Origin of the sequence: Paraburkholderia sp. RL17-380-BIE-A, from assembly GCF_046028085.1 — a bacterium.
Classification (GTDB): Bacteria; Pseudomonadota; Gammaproteobacteria; order Burkholderiales; family Burkholderiaceae; genus Paraburkholderia.
Genome location: NZ_JARESQ010000035.1, coordinates 1 through 21,634 on the forward strand (window position 1 = coordinate 1; position 21,634 = coordinate 21,634).

Below are 21,634 nucleotides of genomic sequence, written 5' to 3' on the forward strand. Positions count from 1 at the left end.
CTTCGGCGACGCGAAGAAGGTGATCGAGGATATGGTGAAAGCGGTTGAGTAAAGCGGCTTGAAATGATTTCGCGGTTTGCCTCGCCACGGCAAACCGCGATCGTCACTTCGGCTTCGCATTCACATGCCGCAACAGATCCGCAAGCCGTCTGCCTTCCTGATCCGGATACTGTTCGCGCACCTGAAGATTCTGGATCTTCTCCAGTCCGAAATTGCGGAAATCCCCGCGCAGTTCGCACCATGCGCCGAGCGTCCAGCGCGCGCCCCAGTAGGCGAGCGCAAGCGGCCAGACACGGCGCTCGGTCGCCGCGCCGTTCACATCGACGTAAGCAAAGCTCACCACGTGCCGCGTGTCGATCGCGCGATGCAGCGCGTCGAGTTGCGCGGAAAAATCCCCTTTGATGTGAAACGACGGCGCGAAGACGGCCAGCCTTTCCAGCGCCGCGCGTTTGTCGGCGGGCATGGCCGAGGCGATTTTGGCGAGCGCCCCGCGCGCGCCGCCCGCGAAGCCGGCGCCACCCCACGATTCGAGCATGCGCGCGCCCGCGGCGAGCGCGGCCAGTTCGTCGGCGGTAAAGGTGAGCGGCGGCAAACTCGCCGTGCGGCTCAAGCGGTAGCCGATGCCGGCTTCGCCTTCGATCGGCACCCCTGACAGTTGCAGATCGCGTACATCGCGATAGACCGTGCGCAGTGAGATGTTGAGCCAGTCGGCGAGCTGCTGCGCGGTGGTCAGACGCCGTCCGCGCAGCAGCTCGGCGATCTGGAACAGGCGGTCGGCGCGGCGCGTCATCGTGGGCGTTGTGTAGAAGAGGACGGGGACAGTCCCGCGATGATAGCGCCGCATGCCGCGCTCCGGTCAGCGTCCGTGCGTGGCGCGTGGCGGCCGCCGCGCACGGACGTCGAGTTGCTTAACCGTTGGTCCGCGAATGCAGGCCGAGGCGGTTGCCCTCGGTATCGGTGAAGAACGCGATATAGCCGATGTCTTGCGGCAGCTTGATCACCGGGCCGTCGGTCTTGCCGCCGGCTTTTTCGACGCGCGCGAGCACGGCGTCGACGGTCGGCTGCGCGTTCAGGTAGACGAGCACGCCGTCGCCTGTCGGCGTCATCGACGGACTGTGGACGATCGCGCCGCCGGTGGCCGGTTCTTCATAGCCGAACACGGCGATCGGCTGGCCGCCGATGTCCTGCACGTTCAGTTTGACGTCGAGCGCGGCTTCGTAGAAACGAACGGCGCGATCGAAATCGACGGACGGAATCTCGAACCATGCAACAACTTTGGATGCTGCGGACATGTCACTCTCCTATGGATGGCGGGTAAGCCGTGCAAAGCGCCGGATGGCGTGAGAGGGAGTGTGCGGGGGTGCTACTGACAGCGTGGTGTCAGTAGGGGTGGCAGGAGCGAGCAAAGAAGTGGCGGGGCTAAAGCACACGGCAGGCGAAAAAAAACCGCGAGGCCGGTTCACGGCTCGCGGTTTTTATCGCCTTGCAGCGGTGCTGGAAACGATAGGTCTCAAGCCGCCGGCGTATCGGTTTGCGGCCGTTGCCGCACGCTGCCCGCGATCAGGTCGAAGCGGAACAGGCGGCATTCGAGCGCGCCGTTAAAGAGCGGCGTCTTGGTCGATTCACGCAGGCGCAACTGTCCCGGCAACTTGCGATCCGACGTCAGGATAAACGCATGCCAACCGGTGAAGCGTTGCTTGAGCGCGTCGCCGAGCGAATGGAAGAATTCGCTATCCGGCGTTTCTTCCTGAGCGCGGCGAAAGCCCTCATCTTCGCGGCTCTCGCGATTGCCGCGGCCTTCGCGTAGCTCGCCGCGCGCGTTACGTCCGCGCACTTCGATCCGTTCGCCATAGGGCGGGTTGGCGACGAGAATGCCTGCGGCGGAACTGGGCGGCGTCATGTTGCGCGCGTCGATCTGCTTGAGCGGAATTGACGGCAGGCCGGCACGCTGGAAGTTGGCGCGCGCCTTGTCGAGCATGTCGCCGGAAATATCGCTGCCAAAGATCTGCAGATCGGCACGCGAGCTACGCGCGGCATGTTTCGCGTCGAGCGCGGCGGCCTTGAGCGCTTGCCAGGTCTTGGCCTCGTATTGCTTGAGCTTTTCGAAGCCGAAGCGGCGTTCCGCGCCCGGCGCGATCTTCAGCGCCACCTGCGCGGCTTCGGCGAGGAACGTGCCGCTGCCGCACATCGGGTCGTACAGCGGCGTGCCGGCGGTCCAGCCGGTCAGACGCAGAATGCCCGCGGCCAGATTCTCGCGCAGCGGCGCCGCGCCCTTGTCGAGGCGCCAGCCGCGCTTGAAGAGCGGATCGCCCGAGGTGTCGAGATACAGCGTGCAGTCGGTGGCGGTAAGAAACGCGAACACGCGCACGTCGGGCATGGCGGTGTCGATGCTCGGACGCGCGCCGCTGACTTCGCGTAGACGGTCGCAGATCGCGTCTTTCACACGCAGCGTGGTGAATTCCAGGCTGCGCAGCGGCGATTTGATCGCGGTGACGTCCACGCGCAGCGTTTCGTTTGCGGAGAACCACTGTTCCCAACGCTGTTCAACCGCGAGCGCGTAAATGTCCTGCTCGCTGCGATACGGGCGATGCGCGATTTTCAGCAGCACGCGGCTCGCGAGGCGCGAATACAGGTTGGCGGCCATGCCGGCAGCCCAGCCTCCGCGGAAATGCACGCCGCCCGGCACTTGTGCGCCGGCCGTGAACGGCGCGCCGTTCAGGTGCTGGGCGGCAATTTCGGCGAGTTCAGCCGCGAGCGAGGCTTCAAGGCCGCGTGGGCAAGGGAGGAAGAAATCGAAGGACATTGAGGTTGCCGGAAGGCGTTGAATAAGGCGCTATTGTACGCGGTCGGGCTGAGCCGCCATGCGCGATCGTCTGGCGGCAAGCCGCGCCCGCTTGCGCGGCGGCGCGGCGAGCGCTTGCCGGCGCGAGCCGCTAGCGGACTGCGCGGGCCGCGTTGGCCGTTTTTGCCGGCCAGACCAGCTCCAGCGGATGCCGGAATACCCGTTGCCAGATCGCGCCGCGCAGCGAGCGCACCGCGTTGCGTCGCAAGTCGCGCGATTTCACCGCCATATAGAAGGCGAGCGCGAAACTCACCGCCACATTGAGTATCGCCATGCTGCCGACACCCGCCACTGCCCACCACAACTCCGGCAGCTTCAGCGCGTCCTTGCCGAGCACGCCGAGCGCGACGCCGATCGAACCGGCGCTGAGCGTTACGTGCCGCACTTCGAAGGAGAACGCGAACGCGGTGAGAATCGCCGGCACCAGGCCGAGCATCAGCCCGAGCGTGATATTGCCGACGACTCCGGCCACATTCGCGCGGCAGAACCGTGCGATCCGGTTGGCGCCGGCCGCGCCGAGCGTCAGGCGCAGACGGCGGTTGTAGGCGAGGGCGTCGGCGACGCGATGCAGCACGAACCAGTTGTCCGCCCAACCCGCGAGCAGGCTGGACGACCACAGCAGCACGCCGGTCAACGCGGCATAGAACGGCGTGGGCCCCCAGAGCGAGAAGGAATGCAGCGTGGCGTGCGCCTTCGCCGGTGAAATGATGTCGGCGTGAAACAGCGCGTGCCACAGCAGTTGCACGCCGAGGCTCACGGGGAACACCAGCAGCACGTTGCCCAGTACCGCGGCGGCCTGTGTGCGCATCAGCGCGGTCACCGAACTGACGAAACTGTCGACGCCCGCCGGCGTGCCGACACCGTCGAGTTCCCGCGCGAGCGTCGGCGCGGTCATGGCCGGCTGCTTGGTGGCGAGCGAGAAATGCAGAAAGTGCATCAGCAGGAAGCTGGCCGCGTAGTTGATGCCGGCGAGCAGCCCTTCGAACATCGCCTGAAAATGCGCGCCCGTAATGGCGAATTTCACGCACACCGTGACGACGGTGACGAGGCCGCCGCCGGCCGCCATGCGCAGCATCTTCAGATATTCGGTGCGATCGCGGGCGATGTAGTGCTCACCCGTATCGGCGCTGTATTCGACGACCTTGCGCGCCAGCAGAGAAAAGTTGCTGCGCATCAGATGCGCGACGCTCTGGCTCGCATGATTCGCGTCGACGAGTTCGGCGGTAAGACGCGCGCCGGCGTGCGGATCGTCGTGCGCCATCCATGCATTGAGCAGATGCTCGGCGCGCACGATCCGCATGCGCATCCGTTCGACCTGGAACACGATGTCGACGCTCACGCCGTTGCGATAGAGGTGCGCGAAGACGTTGTCGGTCGCGCCGCGGCATTCGTCGAGCAGCAGCCGCAGATAGTTGACCTCGTGCAGCAGCGGGTCTTGCGGGGCGCCCGCCACGAACGCCTGATGCGCGGCTTCGACGGCGAGCATCGCACGCGTGAGCCGGTAGAACGGCTGCTTTTCCATCGCGACGCGCATGTCGCTGGCCTCGTGGGCGTCATGGCCGTCGCGTCCACGGTGCGCGTGATCGAAGCCGTGCTCGTCCGGATCGGCTCCGCCCAAACGGCTGCGCACGGTTTGCGACAGGCCCGTCGAGCTGATCTGGCAGGTCAGGTTATGCAGCGCGGCCAGCAGGTCGAGCGAAAACGGCGTGGCGTCGCGTTGTTCGTCTTCGTCCGCCGCGTAGTCGAAAAGCGCGTGAATGCGGATCAGCAGATCGGTGGGAAGCGCGCCGATCCATTCGGCGTCCCGCTCCGAGCTGAACATGAGCGTGACGATCGCGGTGAGGTCGCGCCGGTTCGGCGCGGGCGGAATCAACGCTGCTTCGAGCCGCTCGAACAGCGCACCGAAGAAGCCCGAATGCACGGGCATGCCGGCGTCGCACAGCAGCGAAAGGCCGTCGCTCTCGCGCAGCAGAGCACGCAGAATGCCGGCGACGTTGGCCTTCCAGACGGGATTGCGATCCAGCACATGCAGGAGGTAGCGGATTCGCGTGTGCGCAGGGATCGAGTGGCTAGCGGTGTCTTCAGCGGTGGCGCCGGATTGGACCACGCGGCCCCGGCGAATCCAGTGAGCGAGCTCGATCAGCCACTCACTGCGCTCCGGATAGGGGGCAGTGCGGTCGGCGATCGCCAGCAGCGCATCGAGCTGGTGACCGCCGTCGCGCGAAGCGCGCCATTTCCTGATGAGTCGTTTGAGCGAGTCGAACACTTCAGGCGCCGGCTCCCGCAGCGCTGTCCGCTGAAGGACACGCCGGCACTGCCGCGCTCACAGTCGCTCCTTTTGCCGAAGAAGAGGTCGCCTTGGCGCCTTGACCTTGCGGAGCAGCGGCAGCCATGGCCTGTACCGCCGAAGCCACCTGCGCGGAAATCCGCTGCAGCGCGCGCCGATGCCCGTCGACCAGCGCGTCATACCCGCCGCTCACCGGTTCGCTGACCACGCTGCGGCACGTCATCACCGTGTTGCTGCGTACCGCGCGAACGCTCCACACCGCGTCGATCAACGCATGTGAACCCGGCCATGACTCGAAGCGCTGCACATTCATGCTGATCCGATACACCGGCGTGGCATCCGGGTGCGCGGTGCCGAACACGTCGATCGTGTTGAGCTGCTGCGTCAGACTCGTCGACAACGCGCGCCGGATCTCGTCGCCGGGCAGTGAGGCCCAGCGCTCTTCCTCGAGCACTTTGACCTGCGTCGGTCCGGTTTGCACGACCAGTTGATTCTTCGACACCTGCGGCGGCACGTCGATCGGCGCGACTTCGATCAGCCACGCGGGCGCAGCCGCCGTCCGGGCGCTGACCGGCGCGGCGGCTCCAGCAGCGCTATCCGCTCCCAGCGTATAAAAGCGGCTCGACGGCGACGAGCACGCCGCGAGCGTCACCAGTCCGGCCAGAGCGCCGGCAAGAACGGCGCCGCGCGCGAACCCGCGCGGCGGGCGAGGAAGCCGGGCAAACATCATGGTTTATCTCCTGTTTTACCGCGCAACAGCGATTCGGGATGGCGCTCCAGATAATCCGACAGCGCATTGAGCGACTGCAACGTGCGCGTCAGTTCCTGCAGCGCCTGATGAACATCGGACTGCAACGGCGAGTCCTGCTGCAATGTCGCCTCGGCCGAACCGAAGGTTTGCTTCGCCGCCGCGAGCGTATCGCGGGCCTGCGGCACCACTTCCTTGTCGAGTCGCGTGAAGAGCTGATCGGCATTCTTCAGCGCGCTGTTGAGGTTGTTGCCGATCTGGTCGAACGGCACCTTGTCGAGCTTCTTCGCGATGTCGGCGACCTGGAGCTGCAACTCGTCGAGCGTGTTCGGAATGGTCGGCAGTTCGAGCGGATCGCTCGCCACGTCGACGGTTGCCGGCGGCGCCTTCGGGAAGATGTCCACCGCCACGTACAACTGGCTCGTAATCAGATTGCCGGTGCGCAACTGGCCGCGCAAACCGTGTTTGACGAGCTGTTGCAGCATGGTTTGACCCGCGAGGCTGCCCGGTGCCGGCGCGGTTTCGCGGAAGCGCCTGCCGAGGCGGTCCGGATAGAGGTTCATCGTCACTGGCATGGTGAAGCTGCGCGTCTTCGGGTCGTAGTCGATGCCGATGTTGGTCACCTGCCCCAGCACGATGCCGCGGAAATCGACCGGTGCGCCGATCGACAGGCCGCGCAGCGACTGGTTGAAGTTCATCACCACGCGCAGCGGCACGCCGTCCGGCTCGCGCATCGCATCGGCTTCATCCGAACCGAGGCGGAAGGTCATGTTGTTCGGCGCCTGCGCGCCCACGCCTTGCCCCGGCGGCGACTGGAACGACAGGCCGCCCACGATCACCGTGGCGAGCGACTGCGTGTTCAGCTTGAAGCCGCTGGAATCGAGCCGCAGATCGACGCCGCTCGCATGCCACCAGCGCGAATTGGTACCGACGTACTGGTCGAACGGCGCGGACACGAAGACCTGCATGGTCACGCCGGTGCCGTCCTTGTCGAGCGAGAAGCCGACCACCTGGCCGACCTGCACGCGCCGGTAGAAGATCGGCGAGCCGATGTCGATCGAGCCGAGCGAGTCGCCGTGCAGCACGAACTGGTGACCCTTCTGGTCGCCGGTAATCGGCGGCGGCGTTTCAAGGCCGACGAAGTCCTTCTCGGTATCCGGCGAGTGCCCGGCGTCCGCACCGATATACGCGCCCGAGAGCAGCGTGGTGAGACCCGACACGCCGCTCGCGCCGACGCGCGGCCGCACCACCCAGAAGCGCGAATCCTTGACCGCGAAGTCTTCGCCTTCCTTGGTCAACTGCACCTGCACCAGCACGTGCGACAGATCTTTCGACAGCGTGATGGTCTTCACGGAGCCGACGTCGACGTCCTTGTACTTCACCTTGGTCTTGCCCGGTTCGAGCCCTTCGGCGCTGACGAAGCTGATCGTGATGGTCGGGCCTTTCGCGGTGACCGATTTGATTACGAGCGCGATGCCGATCAGCGCGGCGATCAGCGGAATCACCCAGACGAGAGACGGCAGCCAGCGGCTGCGCGGTTCGATTTCCGGGTCTGGGAGTTGGGGCGGCAGCTTCGGTCCGTTCGAATCGTTGCGCGGCGCATCGGAGGCGGGCGTCGGTTCTTGCGGGCTAGTCATGTTTGAGGTCCTGAGGTTTTTGGGTATTGCGCTTCACGCCGCCTTGCACGCTGCCTTCCACGTGATCCCAGATGAGCCGTGGGTCGAACTGCATGGAGGCCAGCATGGTCAGAATCACCACCGAGCCAAAGGCGATCGCTCCCGGGCCGGCCGTAATGACGGCGAGCGATTTGAAACGCACCAGCGCGACGGTCAGCGTGACGACGAAGACGTCCAGCATCGACCAGCGCCCGATCCGCTCGACCATCCGGTAAAGCGTGATGCGCTGGTCGGGCCGCCAGCGCGAACGGCGCTGCGCCGTGATGGTGAGCAGCACCAGCACGCTCAGCTTGAGCATCGGCACCATGATGCTGGCGATAAACACGATCACCGCGAGCGGCCAGTCGCCCGAGGTCCAGAAATAGACGACGCCGCTCATGATGGTGTCGTCTTCGGAGCCGAGCAGCGACGCCGTGTGCATCACCGGCAGCAGGTTCGCGGGAATATACAGCAGCGCGGCGGCAATCAGCAGCGCCCACGTGCGCATCAGGCTGTCGGGGTTGCGCGAGTGAAGGTGCGCGCCGCACCGTGAGCAGTGCTGCGCCGTGACGGAGCGAATGCGCGGCTCGACGCGTCCGCACGCGTGGCAACTGACGAGGCCCGCGCGTCTCGCGGTGATGTATTTCATGGCGTGCTCATCCTCGACGTGGCACCGGCGGCGCCGGCGGCACCGGCGGCAACGCGGTCGGCTCCGCGCCACGCACGTCTGGCGGAGCGGGCGGTCCGGCGACCGAGTTGACGGCGGCGGCCGCGCTGTCGGCGGAAGTGCGCGGCAGCGGCCGTTGGTCGCGGGCGCCCAGTTCGTCGGCGAGGTCCCACAGAATGCGCGGATCGAACGTGACCACCACGGCGAGCATCAGAGTGAGCACGCCGAACGCAAACAACGCCGCCTCGGGAATCACGCGCGCGAGACTCACCATCTTCACGATGGTGATCAGTATCCCGAGCATGAAGACTTCAATCATGCCCCACGGGCGCACGAATTGAATGGCGCGCAGCACCCGGTTGAAGGCGCGCGGCACATAGCCGGCGCGTAGCGGAATCAGCACATAGAGCAGTGCGACGAGTTCGGTCAGCGGGAACAGGATGGTCGAGCAGAACACCATGACCGCGACGATCTGCATGTCCTCGTCCCACAGCGCGACGAGCGCGCCGAACAGCGTGGTCTGCGACGTGATGCCGTTGGTTTCGAGTTCGACGATCGGGAAGCCCTGCGCGATCAGGAAGGTGATCAGCGCGCCCAGCGTCATGGCGCTGATGGCGTCGAGCTTGCGGGAGACGCCGCGATAAAGCGTAGCCCCGCAGCGCGGACAGCGCGCGAGCGTGCGCCCGACAAGCCGGGGTTTGTGGAACAGCGTATCGCACTCATGGCACGCGATCAGGTTGTCATGTTCCATAGGGCAAAGGGCTGACAGTGTGAGGGGAAGCGTGCAATGCCCGTTTCTTTGGCAGGTCTGATGAAAGTGTGGAGCAATAGTACCAAAGGCGCCCCGCCGTCGCACCGGCTGTTGCGCCGAGGTCGGATTGTGACGATTGTGAGCCAGGGCGCACGACGGCGGGCGGTTAATCCTACATTGCATCCGTCTAGCTCTGACAGCCTCCGTCCCTAATTGTTCAATGCGTGCGGCATGGGCGCTGAAACTCCGCGTGGGTGGCCTCCGGCAACGCTCTGCCAGTTTTTTCCGGTTCGGGTAGCATGGCCGCCTTGGCGCGTGTCGCCGCAGGCATTGTCCGTTCAGATGAACCGATGCCTTGCGCATCGGCATCCGGAATATTCACGCGGACTGCGCCGTTAACCTCTCTTAGCTTGCGTTGACCTGTCATGGCACTCAATCCTTCATTCAGTAGCCGGGAATCGTATTCGCCGACTGCCATTGCCCTGCATTGGCTGATCGCGCTGCTGATCGTATGCGGCTTCGCGCTCGGCTGGGTGATGACCGATATCCCGGGCTTCACGCCCACCAAGCTGAAGTATTTTTCGTGGCACAAGTGGATCGGCGTGACGGTATTCGCGCTCGCCGTCCTGCGCATTCTGTGGCGCGCCACGCACGCGGCGCCCGTGATGCCCCGCCGCATGCCGGTCTGGCAGCGTGGCGCGGCGCATCTCGTACATGTGTTGCTGTACGTGCTGATGATCGCGATTCCCGCTTCGGGCTACCTCTATAGTTCGGCGGCCAACGTGCCGGTGGTGTACCTCGGGCTGATTCCGCTGCCGCGCCTGATCGCGCCGGACCCGCACCTCAAGGAACTGCTGAAGAACGTACATATCACGCTGAATTACACCCTGCTCGTGCTCGTCGCGCTGCACGTCGCGGCCGCGCTCAAGCATCAATGGCTGGATCGCGACGGCCTGCTTTCGCGCATGCTCCCTTTCCTCAAATAAGGACAACCATGAAGGTTTCGTTTTATCGCTACATGCTCGCCGCCTTTGCCGCGGCCTCCTTGACCGTGGCCGGCAGCGCCATGGCGCAAGTCGACGTCGCGAAGAGTTCGGTGACGGCCACGTCGAAACAGATGAATGTGCCGGTGGAAGGCAAATTCGGTAAATTCACCGCGCAGGTCAAGTTCGATCCGGCAAAACCGGCCGACGGCAGTGCGCAGTTCAGCATCGACGTGGCCAGCTACGATCTCGGCGACGAAAGCTACAACGACCAGGTGCGCGGCAAGGACTGGTTCGACGCGAAGACGTATCCGAGCGCCACTTTTGTCTCGAGCGCGATTGCGCCGGCCGGCGGCAACCAGTTCAAGGTGACCGGCAAGCTGACCATCAAGGGCAAGTCACAGACCGTGGTGGTGCCGGTCACCGTGTCCCAGCAGGGCGCGGTGCAAACCTTCGACGGTTCACTCCCGATCAAGCGCTCGCAGTTCGATATTGGCACCGGCGAATGGAAAGACACCTCGGTGGTCGCCGACGAAGTGGTCATCAAGTTTCATATCGTTGCAGCACATAAGTGACGTTCGCCGCGCCGCTCGGGCGGGGCAGCTTTTTTCTGGAACCTAGGAGCACGAATTGAAAACATCCATGTTGATCGCCATCGGCGCGCTCGCTTCTTCTTTCTCATTGGGCGCGTTCGCGGCGGCCGATACCTATCAGCTCGACCCGACCCACACGTATCCGAGCTTCGAGGCGGATCACTTCGGCGGTCTTTCGGTGTGGCGCGGCAAGTTCACCAAGAGCTCCGGCACGGTCACGCTCGACCGTTCGGCTAAAACCGGTACCGTCGACGTGACGGTCGATCCCGCTTCGATCGACACCGGCAACAGCAAGCTCGACGAGCATCTGAAGACGGATGCGCTGTTCGACGTCGCCAAATATCCTTCGGTAACCTACAAGGGCACCGAGATCAAGTTCGACGGCGACAAGCCGGTCGAAGTGATCGGCAATCTGACGATGCACGGTGTCACCAAGCCGCTGAATCTGAAGATCGAGTCGTTCAAGTGCATGCCGCATCCGGTGCTTAAGCGCGAAGTGTGCGGCGTGGAAGCGAGCGCCCATTTCAACCGCGCTGACTACGGCATGGATTTCGGCGCCAAGTACGGCTTCAATATGGATACCAAGCTGCATATCCAGGCCGAAGGCATCAAGCAATAAATGCTTAACGCGTCTGCCGCGTGCGGGTATTGAATCGCACGACCGTTGCGTCGCAACAAAAAGACCGCTTCGTTCGCTTTGGCGACGAAGCGGTTTTTTATTGGCCGCCTGAGACGCCGGAAGCCTTATGCAGCGGCATAGCGCAATTTCGCACTCGCGCCGTATTAATTTTTCGGGTACATAGAGCGCAGGCACCGCACTGGTTGTGCGCGCATCCAGTCGGGCATTCAGGGCGTCACGCCCACATGAATAATATTCCGCGCGAATTGGAGATCTGCATGAACGCAACGACAGCAGCAAGCCTCACGGGGAGCCGGCAAAGTTCGTGGCGCGCGGTGGTCGCGGCCTCGATCGGCAACGCGCTGGAATGGTTCGATCTGGTGGTGTACGGTTTTTTCGCGGTGGTCATCGCAAAGCTGTTTTTCCCGGCCGGTAACGACACGGTCTCGCTGCTTCTCACGCTCGGCACCTTCGGCGTGTCGTTCTTCATGCGGCCGCTCGGCGCGATCGTGATCGGCGCCTACGCCGACCGCGCCGGCCGCAAGGCGGCGCTCACACTCTCGATCCTGCTGATGATGGCCGGCACGTTAATCATCGCGGTCCTGCCGACCTATCAGAGCATCGGCCTCGCCGCACCGGTGATTCTTGTATTGGCCCGTCTGATGCAAGGCTTTTCGGCGGGCGGCGAGTTCGGCAGCGCCACCGCCTTTCTCGCGGAACACGTGCCGGGGCGGCGCGGCTTTTTCGCGAGCTGGCAGGTGGCGAGTCAGGGGCTCACCACGCTGCTTGCCGCCGGCTTCGGTGTACTGCTCACCGGCAAGCTTTCGCCTGAGCAGATGGCCTCGTGGGGTTGGCGCGTGCCGTTCTTCTTTGGCCTCCTCATCGGACCGGTCGCCTGGTACATCCGCACGAAGCTCGATGAGACACCCGAATTCCTCGCTGCCGAAACGACCACGACGCCGCTGCGCGATACCTTCACCAGCCAGAAATTGCGCCTGCTGATCGCGATCGGCGTGGTGGTGCTCGGCACGGTATCGACGTATCTGGTGCTGTTCATGCCGACCTTCGGCGTGAAGCAATTGGGACTGGCGCCTTCGGTCGCGTTCGCGGCGATCGCACTGACCGGCGTGATCCAGATGGTGTTCTCGCCGCTGGTCGGCCATCTGTCCGACCGGCACGGGCGCACCACGATCATGCTGATCTCGGCGTTGCTGCTGCTCGTGCTGATCAACCCGGCCTTCGCGTACCTGGTCGCGCATCCGACTTTCGGCACCTTGATCGCCATGCAGATCGTGTTCGGATTTCTGATGACGGGTTATTTCGCGGCGCTGCCAGGTCTGCTCTCGGAGATGTTTCCGGTGCAAACGCGTACGACCGGCATGTCGCTGGCTTATAACATCGCCGTGACGATTTTCGGCGGCTTCGGGCCGTTCATCATTGCGTGGCTGATCAGCGCGACGGGTTCGAAGACCGCGCCGAGTTACTACCTGATTTTCGCCGCGGTGGTGAGCCTCGTCGCGCTGATGGCGGCGCGGCGCAAGCTCGGGTTCCGCTGAGGCGTACGCTTGCCGTTGCCGCCGCGGATGGGCATGGCACGACGCGGCGGTAAGGCAGGGCGGCGGTAAACGCAAAAGGCCGGTTCATCATGAACCGGCCTTTTGCATTCCGAGGTCTGACGCTAAAACAGGATCAGACTTGCGCGCCCGCGTTCGGATCGTCCGCGTCGCTGCGTTCCTTCTTGTCCTTGATCAGGTCTTCGCGCTTCACGCCAAACCACATGGCGAGCGCCGCGGCGACGAACACCGACGAGTAGATACCGAACAGAATACCGACCGTCAGCGCGAGAGCGAAGTAGTGCAGCGTGGGGCCGCCGAACAGGAACATCGAGAGCACCATCATCTGCGTACAGCCGTGGGTGATGATGGTCCGCGACATCGTGCTCGTGATCGCGTGGTTGATCACTTCGATCACGCTCAGCTTGCGTTCGCGGCGGAAGGTCTCACGAATCCGGTCGAAGATAACAACCGATTCGTTCACCGAGTAACCGAGCACCGCGAGCACCGCAGCCAGCACGGAGAGTGAGAACTCCCACTGGAAGAACGCGAAGAAGCCGAGAATGATCACCACGTCGTGCAAGTTCGCGATCACGCCGGCCACCGCGTACTTCCATTCGAAGCGGAACGACAGGTAGATCACGATGCCGACCACCACGCAGGCCAGCGCGAGCAGGCCGTCGGTGGCGAGTTCCTTGCCGACCTGCGGGCCGACGAACTCGACACGCTGCAGTTGCACCTGCGGCGTTTCGGCCTTCAGTGCGGTCATCACCTGATCGCTCTGTTGCGCGGACGTATAGCCCTGCTTGAGCGGCAGACGGATCAGCACGTCGCGCGAGGTGCCGAAGTTCTGCACCTGAGCGTCGGCATAACCGAGCTTGCCCAGCGTGCCGCGCACCGGTTCGAGCGGCGCGGCGCCCGGATACTGCACTTCGATCACCGTACCGCCGGTGAACTCCACCGACAGATGCAGCCCGCGATGCAGCAGGAAGAACACAGCAGCAAGGAACGTCAGCAGCGAGATCGCGTTGAAAATCAACGCACGCTGCATGAACGGAATGTCTTTGCGGAAACGGAAAAATTCCATGGTCTTGTTCTCCGGGACTCAGCGGGATGAACCCGGTTTCTGCGGCGTATTCGACGTATTCGACGTAGTCGACGAACCCGGCGCGTTGCGGCGGCGTACGGTCGGCTTGCCGGCGCGAGCCTGCGCGACCGCAGCTCTCGCCTTCGACGGCTTGGCGGCGACCGCGGCGACGGCTTGCGCCGTGTCGGTCGCGGCGTCTTCGCTACCGAGGTAAGCCGCCGAGCCCGCGGGCGCCGTATCCGGACGCCACACCTGACCGATGGCCAGCGACTTCAGCTTCTTCTTGCCGCCGTACCAGAGGTTGACGATGCCGCGCGAGAAGAACACGGCCGAGAACATCGACGTGAGAATGCCGATACAGTGCACGATCGCAAACCCGCGCACCGGGCCCGAGCCGAACGCGAGCAGCGCGATACCGGCAATCAGCGTGGTGACGTTCGAGTCGAGAATCGTTGCCCAGGCGTGCGCGTAGCCGTTCTGGATCGCCAGTTGCGGCGGCGCGCCGTTGCGCAGTTCTTCACGCACCCGTTCGTTGATCAGCACGTTCGCGTCGATCGCCATACCGAGCGCGAGCGCGATAGCGGCGATACCCGGCAATGTGAGCGTGGCCTGCAGCATGGACAGCACGGCGATCAGCAGCAGCAGGTTGACCGACAGGCCGATCATGGAGATCACGCCGAACAGCATGTAGTACGCGATCATGAAGACGGCGATCGCCGCGAAGCCCCACACCACCGAGTGGAAGCCCTTCTTGATGTTGTCCGCGCCGAGGCTCGGGCCGATCGTGCGTTCTTCGATGATGTCCATCGGCGCGGCCAGCGAACCGGCGCGCAGCAGCAGCGCGAGGTCGGCGGCGCCTTGCGGCGTGGCCTGGCCGGTGATCTGGAAGCGGTCGCCCAGTTCCGACTGGATGGTCGCCACCGTCAGCACTTCGCCCTTGCCCTTTTCGAACAGCACCATGGCCATCGGCTTGCCGATGTTGTCGCGCGACACGCTGCGCACCGCGCGGCCACCGGCCGAATCCAGGCGGATATTGACCGACGGGCGCTGGTGCTCGTCGAAGCCCGCCGACGCGTCGATAATCCGGTCGCCCGTGAAGATGATCTGCTTCTTCAGCAGCACCGGCGTCTGGTTGCCTTGCGTGAACAGCTCGTCGCCCGGCGGCACCGGATCGGACGGATTCGGATGCGTGTTGACCGGATCGGCGAGGCGCGCTTCGAGCGTTGCCGTACGGCCGATGATGTCCTTCGCCTTCGCCGTGTCCTGCACGCCCGGCAGTTCGACCACGATGCGGTCGGAGCCTTGCTGCTGGATCACCGGCTCGGCCACGCCGAGTTCGTTCACGCGGTTATGCAGCGTGGTGATGTTCTGCTTGAGCGCGGCGTCCTGCACGGCTTTCTGCACCGTCGGCGTGAACGTGCCGACGAGTTGCACGCTGCCGTCCGGGCTCGCTTGCGAGGCCCACTGGAGTTCGCTGATGCTGCGGCTCAGTTGCTTCGATGCGTTGTCCGCGCTCGCCTGGTCGGCGAAATTGATCACCACCGTCTGGTTGACGCGGTTCACGCCGCCGTCGCGGATATTGTTGTCACGCAGCAGCGTGCGCGCGTCCGAAGCGTCCGAGTCGAGCTTCTTGTTGAGCGCGCCGGCCATGTCGACCTGCAGCAGGAAGTGAACACCGCCGCGCAGATCGAGACCGAGGTACATCGGCAGCGCGTGCAGGGCGGTCAGCCAGCGCGGCGACGCGCTTTGCAGATTCAGCGCCACGATGAACTGCGGGTCGGTCGGGTCGCTGTTCAGCGACTTCTGCAGCAGGTCCTTCACGCGCAGTTGCGTGTCGGTGTCCGGCAGACGCACGCGGATGTTCGCGTTGGTCGACGCGTTGTCGAACGTGACGTCGTCCGGCTTGATCTGATTCGCGGCGAGCGCGGCTTCGACAGCCGACAGCGTGGTCGAGTCGAGCTTGACCGTTGCCTTGCCGCTCGACACCTGCACCGCCGGCGCTTCGCCGAACAGGTTGGGCAGCGTGTACACGAGGCCGATGACCAGAGCCACCAGCATCACGGCGTATTTCCAGAGGGGGTAACGATTCATGAGTGGTCCAACGGGAAGGTTGGCTTGGAAGCGATGCGTCCGGCGATGAGCGCGGGCGATTCAGCGCTGGATTGCATGGATCGCCGGCGAGGCCGCGCCGGACGCGAGAGAGCAGGCCTTACAGCGACTTGATCGTGCCCTTCGGGAGAATCGTCGTGACCGACGCTTTTTGCACGGTGATTTCCGTGCCTTCCGAGATCTCGACGCCGACGTAAGCTTCACCCACCTTGGTCACCTTGCCGACGATGCCGCCATTCGTCACCACTTCATCGCCCTTGGCCATGGCGGCGAGCATGTTGCGATGTTCCTTCTGGCGCTTCATTTGCGGGCGAATCATGATGAAGTACAGCACGCCGAACATCAGGATCAGCGGCAGGAAGCTCATCAGGTTCGACTCAACGCCACCTGCTGCGGTGCCTTGGGCGAAGGCATTGGAAATGAACGACACGTTGGTCTCTCCGTTATAAGTCAAAACGATCAAAAAAATCAGCCGGTTATTCTACCACCGGCCTGACGCGCGTCGGCGCGGCGAATCGGCTTTGGGATCAACCGTTTAAAGGCTGGTTTGCCGTTTTTAGCGCCGTTCGCGAAAGTTAATTGTAAGGTTTTCCCGGCGAGGCCGACGGATTCTTCCGCTGAATCCGCGGTCCCCGCGCCGTCACGGCGCCTCGGCGGTGCCGCGCGCGCGGTTCTCGTGAAAGCGTTTGCGGAAGGGCTCGAACATTTTCGCGTCGATCGAATCGCGAATTTCCTGCATCAGTTCGAGGTAGTAGTGCAGGTTGTGGATCGTGTTCAACTGCGCACCGAGGATTTCCCCTACACGATGCAGATGGTGCAGGTAGCCGCGAGTGAAATTTCGGCAGGTGTAGCAGCCGCATTGCTCGTCGAGCGGGCGCAGCGAATTCTTGTGCGTGGCGTTGCGGATCTTGATGTCGCCAAACCGCGTGAAAAGCCAGCCGTTGCGCGCGTTGCGGGTCGGCATCACGCAGTCGAACATGTCGACGCCGGCGGCGACGCCCGCCACCAGGTCTTCCGGCGTGCCGACGCCCATCAGATAGTGCGGCTTGTTGGCCGGCAGCTTCGGGCCGATGTGGTTCAAGACGCGCATCATGTCTTCTTTCGGTTCGCCGACCGACAGCCCGCCGATCGCCAGACCGTGGAAATCCTTCTCCGCGAGCCCTGCCAGCGACTCGTCGCGCAGGTCTTCGAACATGCCGCCCTGAACGATGCCGAACAGCGCGTTCGGATTGGCCAAGCGGTTGAATTCGTCGATCGAGCGCTGCGCCCAGCGCATCGACATGCGCATGGAATCGGCCGCTTCCTTGTGCGAAGTCGGCACGTTATTGGTCGCGTACGGCGTGCATTCGTCGAACTGCATGACGATGTCCGAATTCAGCACTTTCTGGATCTGCATCGACACTTCGGGCGACAGGAACAGCTTGTCACCGTTGATCGGCGACGCGAACGTCACGCCATCTTCGGTGATCTTGCGCAGATCGCCGAGCGAAAACACCTGGAAGCCGCCCGAATCGGTCAGGATCGGCTTTTTCCAGCCCATGAAGCCGTGCAGGCCGCCGTGCGCCTCGATGGTTTCAAGGCCTGGGCGCAGCCACAGATGGAAAGTGTTGCCGAGAATGATCTGCGCGTGCATTTCCTCCAGCTCGCGCGGCTGCACCGCCTTCACGGTCCCGTACGTGCCGACCGGCATGAAGATCGGCGTTTCCACCACGCCGTGATTCAGCGTGACGCGGCCGCGGCGGGCCTGGCCGTCAGTGCCGAGCAGTTCGAATTTGAGGCCGTTTTCGGGGCGAACGTGGTCGCCGAGATAAGCGCCGTGATCGGCACGCGTGCTAACGGTGTGACCGTCGGTCATGAAATAACTCCTGTGCTACCGGAAAACAGTCCGGCGCAAATAATGAATGCCGCCGGAAGGGTTCTCGGCGGCTCCTGGAACTGCGAATTTTAAACGGCTGGTCTTGGGCTCAAACGTCGCGCCGGGTGAGCAGCATCGCGTCGCCATAGCTGAAGAAGCGGTAACGCTGCTCGATCGCATGGCGGTAAGCCTCGCGAATGGTTTCAACGCCGGCGAAGGCCGACACCAGCATCAGCAGCGTCGACTTGGGCAAGTGGAAATTGGTCACTAGCCGGTCAACCACGCGGAATTTATAGCCCGGCGTGATGAAGATGTCGGTTTCCGTGCTGGCGGCGGCAAGCGGCCGGCCCGCGGCTTCGGCGTCGCGCGCGGCGGCTTCGAGCGCGCGCATCGAGGTCGTGCCCACCGCGATCACGCGGTTGCCGCGCGCACGCGTCGCCGCGATCTGGTCGGCGAGCGCTTGCGGCAGGTGATACCACTCGCTGTGCATCTTGTGCTCGGCGAGGTTTTCCACCCGCACCGGCTGGAACGTGCCCGCGCCGACGTGCAGCGTCAGCGTCGCGCGCTGCACGCCTTTTTCGTCGAGGCGTGCGAGCAGCGCCTCGTCGAAATGCAGGCCCGCTGTGGGCGCGGCGACCGCGCCGGGATTTTGCGCGAACACTGTCTGGTAGCGGGTTTCGTCGGTCGAGTCGGGATCGTGCTCGATGTACGGCGGCAGCGGCAGACGGCCGAACTGTTCGATCAGCGTCAGGCAGTCGTCCGGAAAATGCAGCGTGTAGAACGGCTCGACGCGTTCGCCGATCGTGACGTCGAAGGCATCCGCCAGCCGGATCGTGGTGCCGGGCTGCGGGCTCTTGCTCGCGCGAATCTGCGCGAGCGCTGTGCGCTCGCCGGTGAGGCGCTCCACCAGCACTTCGATCTTGCCGCCACTGGCCTTCTGGCCGAGGAACCGCGCCTTCAGGACTTTGGTATCGTTAAAGACAAGCAAATCGCCGGGCGCGATGCACTCGGGCAACTCGGCAAAGCGGCGGTCGATCAGGCGCGCCGCGCCGGTGGCGTCGGCCGGATTGTTCACCTCGAGCAGACGGCTGGCGCTGCGCTCGGGCAGCGCGACTTGGGCGATCAACTCGGGGGGCAGATCGAAATCGAAATCGGAAAGCGTCAACATGCGAACGACTGGAAGCGAATTGAGACTGAATTGAGCCGAAGCCGGAGCCGGGCGGCTATGATTGCGGGACGCCGGAGCGGCCCGCGAGAGCGCGCGCCGTATGGCGGCGAACCCTTTGACAGCCGATATTGTACTTGCGAAGCAGCCCATGCCTTTGTCCGACCGCCGATTGCCCTCCGTTGCCGATGAAGTGAGCGCCGAACCCAGGCGCCGCGTCTCGCGAGGCAAGGCGGTGGCGGCGGGGAGCGACGCGGGCCAGGGTGTTGGCGCGGATGTCGAGTTGAGCGCTGAAAAAGCCGCGCGACAACGCGATGAATCGGACGGCAAGGCCATCGACGAAATTAGCGGGCAACGCGTAGGCAAGCTCGCTGACGCATCTGGCGGCGCGCACGCCGACAGCGTTGCCGAGCTGTCCGCCGGCAAACTTGCCGACAAATCCGCCGGCATATTCGGCGACAAACCTGCCGGCAAGTCCGGACCCAAGGCCGCTGCGAAATCTTCCGCCAAGCCCTCCGCCAAGCCCGCCGAAAAAACCGCCGACAAGCTCGCCAAGCTCGGCCTCACGCGCGACATCGACCTGGTGCTGCATCTGCCCATGCGTTACGAGGACGAGACCTCGCTGACGCCGATCGGGCATCTGCTGCCGGGCGGCATTGCGCAGACCGAAGGCGTGGTGTTCGACAACGAGATTGCCTATCGTCCGCGCCGTCAGTTGCTGGTGAAGCTGCATGACGACGCCGGCGACGAACTCGTGCTGCGCTTCCTGAACTTCTACGGCTCGCAGGTCAAGCAGATGGCGATCGGCGCGCGGCTGCGGGTGCGCGGCGACGTGCGCGGCGGTTTCTTCGGCATGGAGATGGTGCATCCGGCGGTGCGCGTGGTCGACGAAGACACGCCGCTGCCGCAGGCGCTGACGCCGGTGTATCCGAGCACGGCGGGCGTGACGCAGGCCTATCTGCGCAAATCGATCGATAACGCGCTTTCGCGTACGTCATTGCCGGAGTTGTTGCCTGAGGCCGTTGCGCGCACGTGGTTGCAGCCGCTCGGCGTGCCGTCGCTGATGGAGGCCGTGCGCACGCTGCATCATCCGGGTGTGCAGTCCGATGAGACGGCGTTGATCGATGGCACGCATCCGGCCTGGGTGCGCATCAAGTTCGAAGAACTGCTCGCGCAGCAGATGTCGCTCAAGCGCGCACACGAAGAGCGCCGCACGCGCGCGGCGCCGGCCATGCCGCGTCGCAAGCTGGGCGACGAATCCGCGCTGGTCGCGCGCTTGCTGAAGGCGTTGCCGTTTTCGCTGACGGCGGCGCAGGAGCGTGTGGGCGGCGAGATCGCGCTCGACCTGACTCAGCCGCATCCGATGCAGCGGCTATTGCAGGGCGACGTCGGCAGCGGCAAGACAATCGTCGCCGCGCTGGCCGCGGCGCAGGCCATCGACGCCGGCTATCAGGCCGCGCTCATGGCGCCGACCGAAATTCTTGCCGAACAGCATGCGCGCAAATTACGTGGCTGGCTGGAGCCGCTTGGCGTGAGCGTCGCGTGGCTGGCCGGCAGTCTGAAGACCAAAGAAAAGCGCGCCGCGATCGAAGCCGCCGCGCTCGGCACGGCGCAACTCGTGATCGGCACGCACGCGATCATTCAGGACGCGGTCGAATTCGCGCGGCTTGGGCTCGTGATCGTCGACGAACAGCACCGTTTCGGGGTGGCGCAGCGGCTTGCGTTGCGCGCCAAGGCGCAGAACGCCGCCGACGGCGCGCGTGACTTCCAGCCGCATCAACTGATGATGTCGGCGACGCCGATTCCCCGCACGCTCGCCATGACGTATTACGCCGACCTCGACGTGTCGACCATCGACGAATTACCACCCGGGCGCACGCCGATCCTGACCAAGCTCGTGTCCGACGCGCGGCGCGAGGAGGTGATCGGGCGCGTGCGCGAGGCTGCGTTGACGGGGCGTCAGGTGTACTGGGTGTGTCCGCTGATCGAGGAAAGCGAGACCTTGCAGTTGCAGACCGCGGTCGAGACTTATGAAACGCTGGTGGCCGCGTTGCCCGAGCTGAAGGTCGGCCTCGTGCATGGGCGACTTGCGCCGGCTGAGAAAGCGGCGGTGATGGATGCGTTTACTCGCAACGAGGTGCAGTTGCTGGTGGCCACGACGGTGATCGAAGTGGGCGTGGATGTGCCGAATGCGTCGTTGATGGTGATCGAGCATGCCGAGCGGTTTGGGCTTGCGCAATTGCATCAGTTGCGTGGGCGGGTGGGGCGTGGGAGTGCGGCTTCGGTTTGTGTGCTGCTTTATACGGGGCCTTTGTCGATGACTGCGCGCGCGCGGCTTCAGACTATGCGCGAGACGACCGATGGGTTTGAGATCGCCAGACGGGATCTGGAGATTCGCGGACCGGGGGAGTTTTTGGGGGCGCGGCAGTCGGGTGCGGCGATGCTCAGGTTTGCGGATCTTGAGAATGATCAGTGGCTCATTGAGCCTGCGCGGGAGGCGGCGGCTGATTTGCTGGAGAAGTATCCCGAGGTGGTGGTGCAGCATCTGGCCAGGTGGCTGGGGGCTCGGGAGCAGTATTTGAAGGCGTGAGGTTGGTGGTTTTTTTTGCCTGCGCGGCGCGTTTGTGGCCCGCTTTGGGGTTTGTTGGCCTTTCCTTGAATTCTTCGTGGTCCATTAGCGTTGCCCCTGTGCGGGGCGGCACCTACTTTCTTTGCCGCGG

19 protein-coding genes are annotated in these 21,634 nt (G+C 64.2%); 5 read left to right on the plus strand and 14 right to left on the minus strand.

What is annotated here, in order from left to right:
• Positions 1–103: 103 nt before the first annotated feature.
• The 9 genes from P0D68_RS35020 to P0D68_RS35060 all read right to left on the minus strand — a co-directional run bounded on the left by P0D68_RS35020 (position 104) and on the right by P0D68_RS35060 (position 9,377).
• Positions 104–844, minus strand: a complete 741-nt coding sequence (locus tag P0D68_RS35020; RefSeq protein ID WP_408301095.1) for a helix-turn-helix transcriptional regulator — start codon at positions 842–844, stop codon at positions 104–106.
• A 64-nt stretch (positions 845–908) separates the two neighbouring features.
• Positions 909–1,292: a VOC family protein gene (locus tag P0D68_RS35025; RefSeq protein WP_091796706.1), complete on the minus strand. Its 384-nt coding sequence runs from the start codon at positions 1,290–1,292 to the stop codon at positions 909–911.
• 218 nt (positions 1,293–1,510) lie between these two features.
• On the minus strand, positions 1,511–2,803 hold the full coding sequence (locus P0D68_RS35030) for a THUMP domain-containing class I SAM-dependent RNA methyltransferase (RefSeq protein WP_408187549.1): 1,293 nt from the start codon (positions 2,801–2,803) through the stop codon (positions 1,511–1,513).
• 130 nt (positions 2,804–2,933) lie between these two features.
• Positions 2,934–5,108, minus strand: coding sequence for a site-specific recombinase (locus P0D68_RS35035; protein ID WP_408301093.1), 2,175 nt, complete (start codon positions 5,106–5,108; stop codon positions 2,934–2,936).
• A gap of 1 nt (position 5,109) precedes the next feature.
• Positions 5,110–5,859, minus strand: a complete 750-nt coding sequence (locus P0D68_RS35040) for a PqiC family protein (protein WP_408301091.1) — start codon at positions 5,857–5,859, stop codon at positions 5,110–5,112.
• The gene (locus P0D68_RS35045; RefSeq protein WP_091796702.1) at positions 5,856–7,514 is read right to left on the minus strand and encodes a PqiB family protein; all 1,659 of its coding nucleotides are present in this window, start codon (positions 7,512–7,514) and stop codon (positions 5,856–5,858) included. Before P0D68_RS35045 ends, P0D68_RS35040 begins: the two co-directional genes overlap by 4 nt.
• On the minus strand, positions 7,507–8,181 hold the full coding sequence (locus P0D68_RS35050; protein ID WP_408301089.1) for a paraquat-inducible protein A: 675 nt from the start codon (positions 8,179–8,181) through the stop codon (positions 7,507–7,509). Before P0D68_RS35050 ends, P0D68_RS35045 begins: the two co-directional genes overlap by 8 nt.
• Positions 8,182–8,188: 7 nt before the next feature.
• A complete protein-coding gene (locus P0D68_RS35055; protein ID WP_408301087.1) occupies positions 8,189–8,950 on the minus strand; it encodes a paraquat-inducible protein A in 762 nt (253 codons plus the stop codon).
• 217 nt (positions 8,951–9,167) lie between these two features.
• A complete protein-coding gene (locus P0D68_RS35060; RefSeq protein ID WP_408187554.1) occupies positions 9,168–9,377 on the minus strand; it encodes a hypothetical protein in 210 nt (69 codons plus the stop codon).
• Here P0D68_RS35060 and P0D68_RS35065 point away from each other — a divergent pair.
• The 4 genes from P0D68_RS35065 (at position 9,376) to P0D68_RS35080 (ending at position 12,701) form a co-directional block, all read left to right on the plus strand.
• A complete protein-coding gene (locus P0D68_RS35065) occupies positions 9,376–9,936 on the plus strand; it encodes a cytochrome b (RefSeq protein ID WP_091796699.1) in 561 nt (186 codons plus the stop codon). The genes P0D68_RS35060 and P0D68_RS35065 overlap by 2 nt on opposite strands.
• Positions 9,937–9,944: 8 nt before the next feature.
• On the plus strand, positions 9,945–10,508 hold the full coding sequence (locus tag P0D68_RS35070) for a YceI family protein (RefSeq protein ID WP_091796698.1): 564 nt from the start codon (positions 9,945–9,947) through the stop codon (positions 10,506–10,508).
• A gap of 67 nt (positions 10,509–10,575) precedes the next feature.
• On the plus strand, positions 10,576–11,145 hold the full coding sequence (locus P0D68_RS35075) for a YceI family protein (protein ID WP_091796697.1): 570 nt from the start codon (positions 10,576–10,578) through the stop codon (positions 11,143–11,145).
• Between the two features lie 278 nt (positions 11,146–11,423).
• The gene (locus P0D68_RS35080; protein ID WP_408301084.1) at positions 11,424–12,701 is read left to right on the plus strand and encodes an MFS transporter; all 1,278 of its coding nucleotides are present in this window, start codon (positions 11,424–11,426) and stop codon (positions 12,699–12,701) included.
• Between the two features lie 133 nt (positions 12,702–12,834).
• Here P0D68_RS35080 and secF read toward each other — a convergent pair whose 3' ends face one another.
• The 5 genes from secF to queA all read right to left on the minus strand — a co-directional run bounded on the left by secF (position 12,835) and on the right by queA (position 18,917).
• Positions 12,835–13,785: a protein translocase subunit SecF gene (gene secF / locus P0D68_RS35085; protein ID WP_091796696.1), complete on the minus strand. Its 951-nt coding sequence runs from the start codon at positions 13,783–13,785 to the stop codon at positions 12,835–12,837.
• Between the two features lie 18 nt (positions 13,786–13,803).
• Positions 13,804–15,876 (minus strand): protein translocase subunit SecD, encoded by a 2,073-nt coding sequence (secD, locus tag P0D68_RS35090; protein ID WP_408301082.1) that lies wholly within the window; start codon positions 15,874–15,876, stop codon positions 13,804–13,806.
• 118 nt (positions 15,877–15,994) lie between these two features.
• The gene (gene yajC, locus P0D68_RS35095; protein ID WP_013587151.1) at positions 15,995–16,324 is read right to left on the minus strand and encodes a preprotein translocase subunit YajC; all 330 of its coding nucleotides are present in this window, start codon (positions 16,322–16,324) and stop codon (positions 15,995–15,997) included.
• 210 nt (positions 16,325–16,534) lie between these two features.
• On the minus strand, positions 16,535–17,749 hold the full coding sequence (tgt, locus tag P0D68_RS35100; RefSeq protein ID WP_408301080.1) for a tRNA guanosine(34) transglycosylase Tgt: 1,215 nt from the start codon (positions 17,747–17,749) through the stop codon (positions 16,535–16,537).
• 109 nt (positions 17,750–17,858) lie between these two features.
• Positions 17,859–18,917, minus strand: coding sequence for a tRNA preQ1(34) S-adenosylmethionine ribosyltransferase-isomerase QueA (queA, locus tag P0D68_RS35105; RefSeq protein ID WP_091796693.1), 1,059 nt, complete (start codon positions 18,915–18,917; stop codon positions 17,859–17,861).
• A 148-nt stretch (positions 18,918–19,065) separates the two neighbouring features.
• Here queA and recG point away from each other — a divergent pair, with 148 nt between their 5' ends.
• Positions 19,066–21,504: an ATP-dependent DNA helicase RecG gene (gene recG, locus P0D68_RS35110; RefSeq protein WP_408301078.1), complete on the plus strand. Its 2,439-nt coding sequence runs from the start codon at positions 19,066–19,068 to the stop codon at positions 21,502–21,504.
• The last annotated feature ends 130 nt before the right edge of the window (positions 21,505–21,634 follow it).